Here is a 12,686-nt window from a genome sequence, read left to right on the forward strand (position 1 = left end):
CATGGAGAGGATGAAAGCAAGAACCTGGTCATCAAGAGGAAAAATGGTGTTGATGAAGAGGATGAAAGCCAAAAAGCTGTCATCAAGAGGGAAAAATGGTGTTCATGGAGAGAATGAAAGCCAAAAGTTCGTCAGGAAGAGGGAAAAATGGTGTTCATGGAGAGAATGAAAGCCAAAAGTTCGTCAGGAAGAGGGAAAAATGGTGTTCATGGAGAGAATGAAAGCCAAAAGTTCGTCAGGAAGAGGGAAAAATGGTGTTCATGAAGAGGATGAAAGCCGAAAAACCGTCATCCAGAGGAAAAAGTGGTATTCATGAAGAGGATGAAAGCCAAAAGTTCGTCAGGAAGAGGAAAAAGTGGTGTTCATGGAGAGGATGAAAGCCGAAAAACCGTCAGCAAGAGGGAAAAGTGGTGTTCATGGAGAGGATGAAAGCCAAAAGTTCGTCAGCAAGAGGGAAAATTGGTGTTCATAAACACCTGAATTCAAAAATTCACCGACCACTGTATTCCATCCAAACTTCATACATAGCCACACTCTAAAGATGGCAAGCTATAAATTAAATGAGCATACAAAAATCCTTATTTATAGTAACAACAAACAGAATAATTGCCATAAAACGCCATTCCCCTTAATATAGCAATCAAGACAAGTCATTTTGAAGCGGTAAGTTAGTTTTCCGAAAATACCTTATCTAGTTGGTCTAAATAAGAAAAAAGCATAAGGGACTTGTATAAAAAGGAGGAACAAACTCAAATATGGACAATAAAAAGGAAGGTTCATCCAAAAAAAATGCACAATTTAATATTTTGCGAAATGATCCGACAAAAGGTGATGGCGGCTATGGTGTAGGATCTATCTCCTTAGAGAATGTAACGCCAATCATTATTGATCGAGAAAGCCAGGAAGTATTTATTGATATAGGTGCTATGCATGGCAGGAGTAAAGTGGAACAAAAAGTATTTTTTAAGAATGTGACAAAAGAAGAAGTACTAGATTTGGATCCGCATAAATATTGGGTTATTTGGATTGCGTTGGACAGAAACGAAGAGGGTGCTTATTATTCTGGTGCTGGTGCTTGCGAAATCTTGGTAGCAAAGAAAATGAAAGAAGGAAGTAGAAAACGTTTTGGCTACAAGGCGATGCCAGAGCATGTAAATAGCCTTGATAAAGCTATCAAACGAAGATTTGCGTTAGACAATATGGATTACGATTCCAAGCAGTCGTTAAAAAAGTTCCTTGTTGATTTTAACAATGATTATTGGGAGAGATCGCCTGAGGAATTAAAGAATAGTTTAAATAATGCTGAATAGAAGAAAGGTGAAGAAATTGAAAAAATACGGATTAGATCCAAGCAAAGGATTAGAGTTTGGAATCTATACATTAGGGGATCATTTACCAAACCCACTAACAGGGGAACGAATTTCTGCAGAAGAACGTGTACATGAGATTATCGAATACGCAAAATTAGCAGATCAAGCAGGACTTGATTTCTTTAGTGTTGGAGAGAGTCATCAAGAATATTTTGTTACACAAGCGCATTCAGTTGTGTTATCAGCTATTGCACAAGCTACGAAAAATATTAAAATAGCTAGTTCTTCTACTATTATAAGTACATCAGATCCGGTCAGGGTATATGAGGATTTTGCAACAATTGATTTAATTTCTAAAGGCCGTGCTGAAATTATTGCTGGGCGTGCTTCAAGAGTCGGTTTATTTGAATTGTTAGGTTACGATCTTCGTAATTATGAAGAATTGTTTGAAGAGAAATTTGAATTATTAATGAAAATTAATGAAGAGGAAGTAGTGAACTGGAATGGAGAATTCCGTGCCCCGTTAAGAAATGCCAGAGTGTTACCACGACCTAAAAAAAGTTTTATTCCGATTTGGCGTGCTGTTGGAGGGACACCAGCAAGTGCAATCAGAGCTGGAATGGCAGGAGCTCCAATGTTTATGGCACATTTAGGCGGTCCAGCATCTGTATTCAAACGAACAGTAGATGCTTATCGTGAAGCAGCTCGGAACAGCGGATTTGATCCAGTCGAATTACCAGTGGCTACAGCAGGCTTCTTCTATGCAGCAGAATCATCTCAGCAAGCTTTAAAAGATATGTACCCACATATTAATGAAGGCATGAAAAAAACAAATGGTGCTGGCTTCCCAAAACAGCATTTTGCTCAAGGGGTAGATCCGCATAACATTATGAATATCGGAAGTCCACAGCAAATCATAGAAAAAATTCTTTATCAACATGAAATGTTTAATCATCAACGCTATATTGCCCAAATTGATTTTGGTGGTATGCCATTTAAAAATGTTATGAAAAATGTGGAGATCATTGGGACGGAAATTTTGCCGGCTATTAGAAAATACACAAAAAAATCGGAGGCATAAGATTATGAAAATTGTTGGATTATCCGGATCAAAGGTCGGATCTAAAACGAGAACAGCGATGGATTACACAATGAAAGCTATTGCGGATAATTATCCCGATATTGAGATAACGTTACTCGATTTGGCGGATTATGATATCCAATTTAGTGATGGGAGAAACTATTTAGAATATGAAGGGGACACAGGGCTTGTCACCAAGACATTGATGGAAGCAGATGCGATTATTATAGGTACACCAGTTTTCCAAGCATCTATACCTGCTACGTTGAAAAACATTTTTGATTTATTGCCGCAAAATGCGTTTCGCGATAAAGTAGTTAGTATAATTGTAACGGCAGGTTCTTCTAAACATTATTTAATTGCAGAACAGCAGTTAAAACCGATTTTGGCTTATATGAAAGCGCAGATTGTTCAAACATATGTATTTATTGAGGAAAAAGATTTTCAGCGCAAAGAAATTATAGATGATGATGTGTTATTCCGCATTGAGCGATTAGTGGAAGATACAATAGTATTAACAGAGACATATACGGAAATACGAGCGAAAAAGGAAGCCCAATACGATTTTTAATAAGTGAAAATGTTTGTGAGATATTTTTTATATATTTTAGTCTAATTAGTATTTATAATTGAGGAAGAAGAAATGAAGGAATTAGAAGGAATCGTTGTCATTCAACGAGATATCGGTTCAGATGTATTAGTTATTAATAATATCCCTGTATCGCAGTATTATAGAGGCTACAATGGGAAAGAAATCATTCTTACTATTGTTTGTGCAAAGGGGAAAACTTATACATATGAAGGAACAGCTGATATTTTTTACTTTGAAGGCAAGCAGCATTACTACAGAGGAACGAAATATGTAGATGATTTTTTTATCGATGATATCGATATTAGAGAGTTATTAGAGCAGCATGAAAATGAATCTGTCAAAATAATCATTTCTAGTTAAAATCTAAAAAAGCTAGTACTTTTCGGCTGAAGAGTACTAGCTTTTCTGTTATTAAGAAGGAAAATTCTTTTGATAAGAAAAAGAAAAGTTTGGCTGAAAAGTGTGCAGTTTTGGCTGATAAAAAGGAAATTTGGCTGATTCCCGCCCAAGTTTGGCTGATAAAAGAAAAATTCAGCTGAAAAGAAACCGAATATGGCTGATAAAAGAAAGTCTTATCTCAAAAAGCAGACATGATTAGCTAATTTAATCAGCAATCATAAATAAAGAAATAAAAAAATTTATTTTGTAAGCAAATTGTAGCAAAGGCGATGCATATGCTATGATTAATTGGAATATAAATGAAGCGGAGGTTTTCCTTGTGACAGCATCAATGAGACTAAGATTCCCACATTTCATCGTTAACTAAATACGTTTGGATAGTCTTCTTTTGAGAAGAAGTGGGATTGGTCTGTCTGTTTATTGGAAACCTAATAATGGTTAATAAAGAGGGGAGATACCAAGTCTTCGCTCTTTTTTCTGCTCTAATAGATAGACTTATTCACATGACAAAAAATTAGAATGTGAGGTTTATAAATGAGTACAGTTAATAATAAAGAAAATTGGTATCGGAATATTGTATTATTTCTTAGCAGCCAGACGATATCTTTGTTTGGATCATCACTTGTGCAATATGCTATTATGTGGCATATAACGTTAACCACTGAATCCGGTTTAATGATGACATTATATATCCTTTGTGGATTTCTTCCCACGTTTCTTTTGTCGCCAGTGGCTGGAGTATGGGCCGATCGCTATAACCGGAAACTCTTGATTATGATATCTGATGGATTAATTGCATTTGCGACATTAATATTGGCGCTGCTCTTTTTAATGGGATATGATTCCATTTGGCTGCTCTTTGTGATGGCAGCAGTTCGAGCGTTTGGAACAGGTGTTCAAACGCCATCTGTTGGGGCGATTTTGCCACAAATAGTGCCAAAAGATAAGCTGACAAAAGTGAATGGTGTTAATGGAAGTATTCAGGCAGTAATAATGTTTATATCTCCGATGGTTAGTGCTGCTTTATTGACGATGGCATCCATCGAAGCGATTTTTTTCATTGATGTTATAACGGCAGCTATTGCTATTTTTACCTTGCTTGCCTTTTTAAAGATTCCTGCACATCAAAAGGCATCGCTAGAACAATCGACAAGTTATTTTAGTGATTTTAAAGAAGGACTGAAGTATGTCCATAATCATGCCTTTTTGAAAAAATTCTTTATTTATTTTTCCATCTTTTTTGTGCTGATGGCACCAGCAGCATTCTTAACTCCTTTGCAGGTTACTCGCAGCTTTGGAGATGATGTCTGGCGGCTAACGGCCATTGAAATAGCTTTTTCCATTGGAATGATGGTAGGCGGAGGAGTCATTGCCGCATGGGGTGGATTTGAGAATAAAGTGAAAACAATGACCCTAGCAAGCATTATTATGGGAGTTTGCACTTTTGCACTCGGGATGATTCCATTCTTTTGGATCTATTTAATATTTATGGCGCTATTCGGAGTGGCAATGCCCATTTTTAATACACCAACCACCGTCTTATTGCAGGAAAAAATAGAAGAAGGATTTTTAGGAAGAGTTTTCGGTGTCATGGGGATGATTTCTACCTCTATGATGCCAATTGGCATGTTAATATTTGGACCGCTTGCCGATTTTATTAAAGTCGAATGGTTATTATTAGGAACAGGAATTTTTATTATGATCCTGTCGATTTTCTTAGGAAAAGACAAAGCATTAATCGAAGCTGGAAAACCTTCTATTGAAAGAGTTTGATTCAACTGTTAGGCTTAGTGTGCGCATAGTATGTTTGCGCAGCTAAGTCTTTTTTTCTTTTAAAGGCTGGGAGAATTTAAAAGTTCTCTTACGAGGAATGAAATTCGACAGTGTTTCTTGTATAATGGATAAATGTATCGGGAAATGCAACGTTCAAAAACGAAACGCTTAATTGATATTTAAGCGTCAACGAGGGATAGGGATGAAAAGAAGAAGGAAAACTACAACAAATACAATTATTGTCTTAATATTAGTTATATATTTTGGCTATTTATTTGCTTCTACTACAATTAAGCAAAATAAAGAACAAAGATTGTTGAAATATTTACCAGAAATCGCCACTCAACTGGAAAAAAATGAATTAAATGCAGAAGAGCTGGCACCTGTTTTACTTGCTATCATGGATCAAGAAAGTCGCGGAAAAGGAAATGATCCCATGCAGTCCTCTGAATCAGCAGGGCTGAAAAGAAATGCAATTGAAGACCCATCCGAGAGCATTAAGCAAGGAGTATTTCATTTTGCAGAAGTGTACAAGTATGGGCAAAAGCAAGGAGTAGATATAGAAGCAATCATCCAAAGCTATAATATGGGACCTGGTTATATTGATTTCATTGTCAGCAATAATCAAGTCGAGCATAGTGAAGAATCAGCCAAAACATACTCAGAATATATGGTCGAACGGTCACCAGACATTTATACATGTAATAATGACAAATTAAATTTTAGATATCCCTATTGCTATGGAGACTTTACCTATGCAGATAAAGTGACATCCAAGGTAGAAGAGATGAGTAATATAATTGAAAAATATGCTCGGAAATTATAGGAGGAATAAAGAAAAATGAAGCTTTACCATTCTGTACTTGAATTAATTGGCAATACACCGACTGTACGATTGAATAAAATACCTAATACTACTGGAGCAGAGGTTTTTATCAAATTAGAATCTTTTAATCCAGGGGGAAGTGTGAAAGATCGTGCAGCTTTAAATATGATTGAGCGTGCCGAAAAAGAGGGAAAGCTTATCCCGGGAAGAAGCACCATTATTGAACCGACCTCAGGTAATACAGGGATAGGAATTGCCATGGTTGCTGCCGTAAAGGGATACCGTTGTATCATTACAATGCCAGATAATGCAACAAAAGAACGTGTCCAAATATTAAAGGCATATGGAGCAGAGGTATATTTAACCCCAGGTAACAGACGAATGCAAGGGGCAATTGATGAAGCCAATCGTTTAGCTATAGATATTGCTGACAGCTTTATTCCCATGCAATTTGAAAATGCAGCAAATGCTGATGCCCATCGAGGTACTACTGCTGTTGAAATTTTTGAAGCGTTTGAAGGAAAGCTAGATGCACTTGTTTTGACAGCTGGCACAGGTGGAACAGTTACTGGTGTTGGAGAAGAATTAAAGAAAATGATTCCAGACATAAAAATATATGTAGTAGAGCCATTTGGTTCTCCAGTATTATCAGGAGGTAAACCAGGCCCTCATAAAATTCCAGGAACAGGCCCAGGATTTATACCGAAAATCTTGAACAGAGACATTTTTGATGAAGTCTTATTAATAAAAGATCATGATGCAGAAGTCATGGCAAGACGTCTTGCAGCGGAAGAAGGAATCTTTGTAGGGGCATCGGGTGCATCTAGCGCGCATTTTGCTGTGCAAATAGCAAGTGAACTGCCATCAACTGCTAAAGTGTTATGTATCGCACCTGATACAGGAGAACGTTATTTATCTTCAGATTTATTTTCATAAAAGAATGGAAACATTGGAATAAGCTGTTCCTATCGGGGAGAAAATATTCCAACTAATACTTCTTAGCTGACCAGATCATTTGTGATTTGGTCTTTTCTTTTTCTCCAATTGGCATAATAATGTTGCGATTTTATAGTACATCTTTAACTCTGTTTTAAAATCAAGTGTATAATAATACGTATATGTAAATTTTTATGCATAAATTAAAGGAGATGGAGTTAATGAAATTGATTTGTGAGTCCGGCCAATTAACAGATTACTTATCTGAACAAAAGGAAGTGGATTATTCTAATCCAATCATTAAAGAGAAAAGAGAGGACCTATTTAATTCAACTCAAACAGAAATTGAAAAAACCAAAGCAGCCTTTGAATTCGTCCGTGATGAAATAGGTCACTCCTGGGATATTCAAGGGAAACGTGTGACTTGTAAGGCATCTGATGTTTTGAAGTACAAAGAAGGAATTTGTTATGCAAAAGCAAATTTATTAGCAGCTTTATTACGTTCTCAGCATATTCCAACAGGCTTCTGTTATCAGCGATTGATGTTGTTTGACTCTCCAGAAAAAGGATATTGTCTACATGCTTTAAATGCCGTTTATTTAAAATCTCTAAATAAATGGATACGATTAGATGCTCGTGGAAACAAAGCTGGCATTGATGCACAATTTTCCTTAGAGGAAGAAAAGTTAGCTTTTACAATTAACGAAAAAATGGATGAAAAGGACTATCCCGTTATTTATGTTCATCCAAATCCCAAAACAATAAATGTGCTAAAGGGCCATAATGATGCATTAGAAATGTACAAACATCATTTGCCTGATAGCATTTAGTACAGGTGTTTAATGGTTTATAAGGAGATGAGAAAGAGGAAAACGCATTGCTGTGGGGGGGGATGGGGTATCATGCAACATTCAAGTGTGATATTCATGAAAATCCCTATGACTTGTCCAGATAAATTAATTTTATTCGATGAAAAGGATCATGACTACGGATTGTTTATACATGATGGTGGTACTTCAAGTATTGAAATTGAATTTTGTCCGTGGTGTGGGTCAAAATTAGCATAGTTTGTGCAGAATTACCGGAGCACAGAATACGTATTGGCCAAATATCGGTTGGAAGAATGAGAATTAGGACAGCTAAAAATTGCATAAGGTGAAACTTTTTATTCCATATAAGCGTACCATTTATTAACAAATTATTAGGGAGGTAAAGCATTGGGAATTTTACTCGACTTATTAAATCTTGCAGTTTATATACCTTTTCTAAAGGTTGATGAAGAAGAGGTATGCAGAAATGTAAAACATCTAAAAAAACATCAATGGTTCCGAAATTACCTTAATGATGAAGAGTGTAGAGGGCTAATTATTCACGATAAGGATGTCCGACAATGTATTGGGAAATTCAATAGTAGTAAACTCTATAAGCATTCTTATCAAAAAAAGTGTCAAGAAAAATTACATAAAGTTCTCCTGCAAAATGGAAATTTTGCCTAAAGCCGTTGCAGGAAAAAAGGCTGTCAAGAGAGTTTTGGCAGCCTCCTTGTTTTTTTCAAAGTGATAAATATTCCTTTTCATATACATATTGCACTTGCAGTAAAACTTGGGCTGCGTGCTGTTTAAATTTGAATTCCACAGGCTTTCCTTTTCTAAAATATAGCCCAGCTTCATGCGGAGATTTTTCTAATCCAGCAAACAACCGACCTGCCCCCACACTAGGATGTGGACCAAATAAATGGATGAATGGTTGTATAATTAGTGGCAGCCAGCCATTTCTCCCTTTGCGCATTGTATTGTTATTGCCTGGATCTATACTGATAATTGTCACACCCTCTCGCTTTAATTCTTGCGCAAAAGCATGCGTCCACAAAGTAATTGCCAACTTCGTCGATGCATAGGGACCAATCAATTTCTGAAATTTAGGCGGGTTTGCCAATTCCTCTGGTACGAAAGATTTTTTAAATTTAAATGCATCTGAACTAGTTTGTATAACAATAGCAGGCTTTCCTTTTTTTAAAAGATCAAGTAGTTCCATCGTAATGATAAAGGGAACCACAGTCTGAATTTCGTAATGCAGTTCACGCCCTTGTGGGGAAAAGACGAGCTTCGAGAAACTGCCTCCTGCATTATTGAAGAGAGCATCAAGCTTTGTTTCTTTCTCTTTTATTAACTTCAAAGCAGACTTTAATTGCCTAAAATCAGCTATATCAGCATGATAAACTCGGATTTCTCCTGCACGGATTTTTTGCTGCAGCATTTGCTCTTCTTTTGGAAATTCAGAGCGAATTAAAGCTGCAACTGCCCACCCATTCTCGATTAATTTCTTAGTCAGCTCAAGACCTATTCCGCTGTTCGCCCCCGTAACAAGAGCTGTTTTTCTTTCTGCTATAATCATTTTATTACCTCCTATTGGTGATGAAGGAAGTATAGAATATGGAGTTAACTCCATGTCAATAAAAAGAATTCTCCTTGACCTGGAGTTAACTCCATATCTTATAATGACTTTATAAGAAGGAGGACGAACGAATGTATACCATTAAACAGGTAAGTACTCTTACTAGACTAAGTATTGATACAATCAGATATTATGAAAAAATTGGTTTGCTTCCAAACATTAAACGGCTGCCGAATAAGCATCGAGTCTTTACGCAAGCTGATATGGATAGGCTTCAAATGATCACTTGTATGAAAAAGGCAAATCTTAGTTTAGAAGAAGTGAAATTATATCTTGGTATTGCGGAAACAAGTAAGATGACCCCTGAAATGATAGCAGGTATGCTTCAGCAAAAGGAAAAAGTAAAAAATCAGATGGCCCAATTACAGACCGTTTTGGATTTTATCGATGAAAAGTTAGCAGAAGGAACATGGTTAAAAAGAAAAGTATAAAAACGAATGTCATTCTTTTAAGGATATTTCTTAAATCAAACAGATTTTGATTTTATCACAACTAAAGTGGAAGGTAAGTGACATTAGTAATAGGAAATTTAAAATAACTATGCCCTTGTAATGATATTTCAATCAATATCATTACAAGGTACATTATTTATTTTGAAATTGTAACTTACTTAATCAGAGTGTGCGACAGCCTTGACTTCAATCAACTGCTCCGGAAACGCCAGGTAAGTTACACCGATGAGGCTGCCGGCTGGTCTGTGTTTTTCCAGGTATTCTTTGAACAGACTGATGACTGGCTCAGTGTGCTCCTGCGGATTTGTTAGAAAGATTTCCACATAAGCGAGGTTGGACTTCGTAATACCAAATTCATTCAAAACTCGATCAAGGTTTTCTAATGTTTGGCGAGTTTGTGCCTCAATATTATCCTTGCCAACGAACATACCATCCTTATCGTGCGAAAATTGACCTGAAATATAGATAGTACCGTTGACACTATATCCTTGGGTAATACCGTGGTCCCATAGGTTGTGATTGTAGGTTTTAATAGTAGTCATTTTTTTTCTCTCCTTTATCTCGAATTAAGGAAAGTATAAAATGAATATAAAGAAAAAAATAGTACGCACTATTTAGATAGCTACTATCAGAAAGGAAAGTGTCAATATGAGTATGGCTGATTATAAAGAAAAGGGTAATATCCAAGAGACACCTTTTGGATATACACTGTCAGTTGTTGGAGGTAAATGGAAAATGCTAATTCTGTATCTCCTTTCAGAAAGTCAACCTGTTCGCTTTAATGATATGAAAAGAAGAATAGGAACAATTACCTTTAAAACATTAAGTTCGCAGCTTAAAGATTTAGAAGCAGATGGGATGATTATACGAAAGGAATATCCTCAAATTCCTCCTAAAGTGGAATACAGTCTAACACATAAAGCAGAATCGATCCTGCCTATTTTAGAACAGTTATGTGAATGGGGAGAAAAAAACCGCAATATTTAACTTCTTTTGGCAGGATAATCAGAACTCATTTGAATCAGAATGAGCTAACTTTAGTCTCTTGTATTAGAAAACAGAAAACAGAAAACAGAAAACAGTTACCTAACTGGTAGCTGTTTTCATTAGTGTGCGGGCATGTTCACTAGCAGGCGGTGAAAGTTCTTATTATTCGTACTCTATAGAAATATGGTGTTCATTCGATGGATGAAAGCTAGATTTCGCCTTACTCCAGTAAAAATTGCGTTCATTCTAAGGATAAAGTCCCTTTTCACTTTACTCCAGTTTGTGTAGCCGAGCTGGATTTCCGCCACTACTTTCATCATAGTCTTGATTATTTAGGCTGAAATAAACTATTAGCAAGCTAGAAGATACAGTATTTGAGCTGGAATTTCCCCTAAAAAAAAGGAGTGTTCCCATTTAAAGTGGAAGCACTCCCATGTAGTAACCAATAATATTAAAAAGTAAACACCAAAGAAAAGAACCGATTGCGGCAAATAACATATATTTTGATAGATTCATACCAGAAATGCCTGAAAAGTAAGACGTTAATCTTCTGACACCTGGGATGAAATTAGCAATGACTATTGTCCAAGGGCCATATTTATCAAACCAATTTTCCACGCGTTCTAATTTGCTAGGGGTGAGCTTGATCCATTTTCCGTGGGTAAGCAGAAAGGGTTTGCCAATTTTCTTGCCTAATGTGTAATTGATAACCATGGCACTAAGGGCACCAATAAGGCAAATGATATCTGCAGCTAGAAAATTCATTATGGAAATGGAAGAAAGATAGCCTACAAAGGTTAGCAATGCTTCATCGGGAACAGGAATGCCTAAACCGCTTAATGCAAAAAGCACAAAAATGGCAATGTAGCCGAATTGGGAAATGAAATGTATGGATGTACTCATCTATATTACTCCGTTCTTTATTTCTCGTTAACTAGCTAAATAATGACTGTAAAAGATTTATTTATCTTTTGAAAGAAATCCACAGTATATAGTAGTTAAGTAAAATGTGCCTATTCCATGACAAAATAGTCAAGAAATAATGCGACTTTCCTATCATACAGCGAAATAAAGAAAAATGGGAGTGAGAAGTTCTAAGAAGTTAATTTTAAGATCATTTTATGAAGAGTTGCTAACGATGTAAAAAATAAAAATGCAAACAAGAATCAATGATTGTGTCCAGATTACTTTTTGGCTGAGTCCCGCTCTTTTTTCTAGGAAAAAGATATAACCGTTTATGAGAGCAAACCCTAGAATAAGAGTAGGTACAGAAAAGGAGTGCTCGGAGGACAAGAGGGCATTGGCAATAACCAGAGAGATAATCAGCATGCCGATGGAACCCCATACTAGTTCGATATACAGACTTCTTTTATTCTCCATAATTTTGACACCTCCTTATGAAAAAGTCACCATTATTTACATTATTAAGCATATCATAAGTATGTTGGTACAAAGAAAGAAATTACACTCGAATGATTTGACTTTGAGTCATATTTGCATTACTTTAATGACAAATAGAAAAGTAGTCAACGGGAAAATGAAGCATGCTAGAAAAATATAAGGAGGTTTTTTGAGGATGAGAACAACAATTGAAAAAGCACTTTCCTTAGGTTTAGGTTTAGCGATTGCAGGTAAAGAACAAGTAGAAAAAACAGTTGAAGAATTAGTGAAAAAAGGAGAGGTAAGCAAAAATGAATCAAAAGATTTAATCAATCATTTGATTCAAAAGGGAGAGGAAATGAAAGGTCAGCTTGAAGCAGTAGCTAAAGAAAAGGTAAATGCTGCTTATGGAGAATTAAAGCTGGCTACTTTAGAGGATGTAAAGAAATTAGAAAAAAGAATAGAGGCATTAGAAAGAAAAAATCTCGACGAATAA

17 protein-coding genes are annotated in these 12,686 nt (G+C 36.0%); 13 read left to right on the forward strand and 4 right to left on the reverse strand.

From position 1 onward, the window contains the following. Nucleotides 1-755 precede the first annotated feature (755 nt). From NSQ92_RS02290 to NSQ92_RS02335, 10 genes are all read left to right on the forward strand, one after another. Nucleotides 756-1,310, forward strand: coding sequence for a YwhD family protein (locus NSQ92_RS02290; protein WP_047942876.1), 555 nt, complete (start codon nt 756-758; stop codon nt 1,308-1,310). 16 nt (nt 1,311-1,326) lie between these two features. Beyond that, complete coding sequence (locus NSQ92_RS02295; protein ID WP_061800068.1) at nt 1,327-2,391, forward strand: LLM class flavin-dependent oxidoreductase; 1,065 nt, start codon at nt 1,327-1,329, stop codon at nt 2,389-2,391. A 4-nt stretch (nt 2,392-2,395) separates the two neighbouring features. Further along, complete coding sequence (locus tag NSQ92_RS02300; protein WP_047942875.1) at nt 2,396-2,962, forward strand: NADPH-dependent FMN reductase; 567 nt, start codon at nt 2,396-2,398, stop codon at nt 2,960-2,962. Between the two features lie 72 nt (nt 2,963-3,034). After that, a complete protein-coding gene (locus tag NSQ92_RS02305) occupies nt 3,035-3,343 on the forward strand; it encodes a hypothetical protein (RefSeq protein ID WP_061800037.1) in 309 nt (102 codons plus the stop codon). 573 nt (nt 3,344-3,916) lie between these two features. Beyond that, nucleotides 3,917-5,155, forward strand: coding sequence for an MFS transporter (locus NSQ92_RS02310; RefSeq protein ID WP_047942872.1), 1,239 nt, complete (start codon nt 3,917-3,919; stop codon nt 5,153-5,155). A gap of 202 nt (nt 5,156-5,357) precedes the next feature. Next, the gene (locus NSQ92_RS02315; protein WP_053215709.1) at nt 5,358-5,981 is read left to right on the forward strand and encodes a lysozyme family protein; all 624 of its coding nucleotides are present in this window, start codon (nt 5,358-5,360) and stop codon (nt 5,979-5,981) included. Nucleotides 5,982-5,996: 15 nt separating this feature from the next. Further along, nucleotides 5,997-6,917, forward strand: coding sequence for a cysteine synthase A (cysK, locus tag NSQ92_RS02320; RefSeq protein WP_095258666.1), 921 nt, complete (start codon nt 5,997-5,999; stop codon nt 6,915-6,917). A gap of 221 nt (nt 6,918-7,138) precedes the next feature. Next, complete coding sequence (locus NSQ92_RS02325) at nt 7,139-7,747, forward strand: transglutaminase-like domain-containing protein (protein ID WP_047942868.1); 609 nt, start codon at nt 7,139-7,141, stop codon at nt 7,745-7,747. 27 nt (nt 7,748-7,774) lie between these two features. After that, nucleotides 7,775-7,984 (forward strand): DUF6980 family protein, encoded by a 210-nt coding sequence (locus tag NSQ92_RS02330; protein ID WP_445669265.1) that lies wholly within the window; start codon nt 7,775-7,777, stop codon nt 7,982-7,984. Between the two features lie 150 nt (nt 7,985-8,134). Continuing rightward, nucleotides 8,135-8,413, forward strand: a complete 279-nt coding sequence (locus NSQ92_RS02335) for a hypothetical protein (RefSeq protein WP_047942866.1) — start codon at nt 8,135-8,137, stop codon at nt 8,411-8,413. Between the two features lie 55 nt (nt 8,414-8,468). On the opposite strand, the gene NSQ92_RS02340 is transcribed toward NSQ92_RS02335, so the two are convergent. Continuing rightward, entirely contained in the window at nt 8,469-9,311 is an 843-nt protein-coding gene (locus tag NSQ92_RS02340; RefSeq protein WP_341152340.1) for an SDR family NAD(P)-dependent oxidoreductase, read from the reverse strand. Nucleotides 9,312-9,442: 131 nt separating this feature from the next. Between NSQ92_RS02340 and NSQ92_RS02345 the strand changes: the two genes are divergently transcribed. Then, complete coding sequence (locus tag NSQ92_RS02345; protein WP_047942863.1) at nt 9,443-9,802, forward strand: MerR family transcriptional regulator; 360 nt, start codon at nt 9,443-9,445, stop codon at nt 9,800-9,802. A gap of 179 nt (nt 9,803-9,981) precedes the next feature. On the opposite strand, the gene NSQ92_RS02350 is transcribed toward NSQ92_RS02345, so the two are convergent. Continuing rightward, complete coding sequence (locus NSQ92_RS02350; protein WP_047942862.1) at nt 9,982-10,365, reverse strand: RidA family protein; 384 nt, start codon at nt 10,363-10,365, stop codon at nt 9,982-9,984. Nucleotides 10,366-10,471: 106 nt separating this feature from the next. Here NSQ92_RS02350 and NSQ92_RS02355 point away from each other — a divergent pair, with 106 nt between their 5' ends. Continuing rightward, complete coding sequence (locus NSQ92_RS02355) at nt 10,472-10,810, forward strand: winged helix-turn-helix transcriptional regulator (RefSeq protein WP_047942861.1); 339 nt, start codon at nt 10,472-10,474, stop codon at nt 10,808-10,810. Between the two features lie 414 nt (nt 10,811-11,224). Here the strand turns inward: NSQ92_RS02355 and NSQ92_RS02360 are convergent, their stop codons facing one another. Both NSQ92_RS02360 and NSQ92_RS02365 read right to left on the reverse strand, forming a co-directional pair. Beyond that, a complete protein-coding gene (locus NSQ92_RS02360) occupies nt 11,225-11,713 on the reverse strand; it encodes a DedA family protein (protein WP_341152341.1) in 489 nt (162 codons plus the stop codon). A gap of 216 nt (nt 11,714-11,929) precedes the next feature. Continuing rightward, the gene (locus NSQ92_RS02365; RefSeq protein ID WP_095320150.1) at nt 11,930-12,190 is read right to left on the reverse strand and encodes a hypothetical protein; all 261 of its coding nucleotides are present in this window, start codon (nt 12,188-12,190) and stop codon (nt 11,930-11,932) included. A 196-nt stretch (nt 12,191-12,386) separates the two neighbouring features. Between NSQ92_RS02365 and NSQ92_RS02370 the strand changes: the two genes are divergently transcribed. Continuing rightward, on the forward strand, nt 12,387-12,686 hold the full coding sequence (locus NSQ92_RS02370) for a phasin family protein (RefSeq protein WP_047942858.1): 300 nt from the start codon (nt 12,387-12,389) through the stop codon (nt 12,684-12,686).

Origin of the sequence: Niallia sp. FSL M8-0099, assembly GCF_038006945.1 — a bacterium.
GTDB lineage: Bacteria > Bacillota > Bacilli > Bacillales > Cytobacillaceae > Niallia > Niallia circulans.

Bases quoted from the DNA above. Each gene is read 5' to 3' on its own strand.
- NSQ92_RS02355 (WP_047942861.1), top strand. From the start codon at position 10,472: ATGAGTATGGCTGATTATAAAGAAAAGGGTAATATCCAAGAGACACCT.
- NSQ92_RS02315 (WP_053215709.1), top strand. From the start codon at position 5,358: ATGAAAAGAAGAAGGAAAACTACAACAAATACAATTATTGTCTTAATA.
- NSQ92_RS02365 (WP_095320150.1), bottom strand. From the start codon at position 12,190: ATGGAGAATAAAAGAAGTCTGTATATCGAACTAGTATGGGGTTCCATC.
- NSQ92_RS02350 (WP_047942862.1), bottom strand. From the start codon at position 10,365: ATGACTACTATTAAAACCTACAATCACAACCTATGGGACCACGGTATT.
- NSQ92_RS02325 (WP_047942868.1), top strand. From the start codon at position 7,139: ATGAAATTGATTTGTGAGTCCGGCCAATTAACAGATTACTTATCTGAA.
- NSQ92_RS02360 (WP_341152341.1), bottom strand. From the start codon at position 11,713: ATGAGTACATCCATACATTTCATTTCCCAATTCGGCTACATTGCCATT.
- NSQ92_RS02290 (WP_047942876.1), top strand. From the start codon at position 756: ATGGACAATAAAAAGGAAGGTTCATCCAAAAAAAATGCACAATTTAAT.
- NSQ92_RS02340 (WP_341152340.1), bottom strand. From the start codon at position 9,311: ATGATTATAGCAGAAAGAAAAACAGCTCTTGTTACGGGGGCGAACAGC.
- cysK (WP_095258666.1), top strand. From the start codon at position 5,997: ATGAAGCTTTACCATTCTGTACTTGAATTAATTGGCAATACACCGACT.
- NSQ92_RS02305 (WP_061800037.1), top strand. From the start codon at position 3,035: ATGAAGGAATTAGAAGGAATCGTTGTCATTCAACGAGATATCGGTTCA.
- NSQ92_RS02330 (WP_445669265.1), top strand. From the start codon at position 7,775: ATGAGAAAGAGGAAAACGCATTGCTGTGGGGGGGGATGGGGTATCATG.
- NSQ92_RS02370 (WP_047942858.1), top strand. From the start codon at position 12,387: ATGAGAACAACAATTGAAAAAGCACTTTCCTTAGGTTTAGGTTTAGCG.
- NSQ92_RS02300 (WP_047942875.1), top strand. From the start codon at position 2,396: ATGAAAATTGTTGGATTATCCGGATCAAAGGTCGGATCTAAAACGAGA.
- NSQ92_RS02310 (WP_047942872.1), top strand. From the start codon at position 3,917: ATGAGTACAGTTAATAATAAAGAAAATTGGTATCGGAATATTGTATTA.
- NSQ92_RS02345 (WP_047942863.1), top strand. From the start codon at position 9,443: ATGTATACCATTAAACAGGTAAGTACTCTTACTAGACTAAGTATTGAT.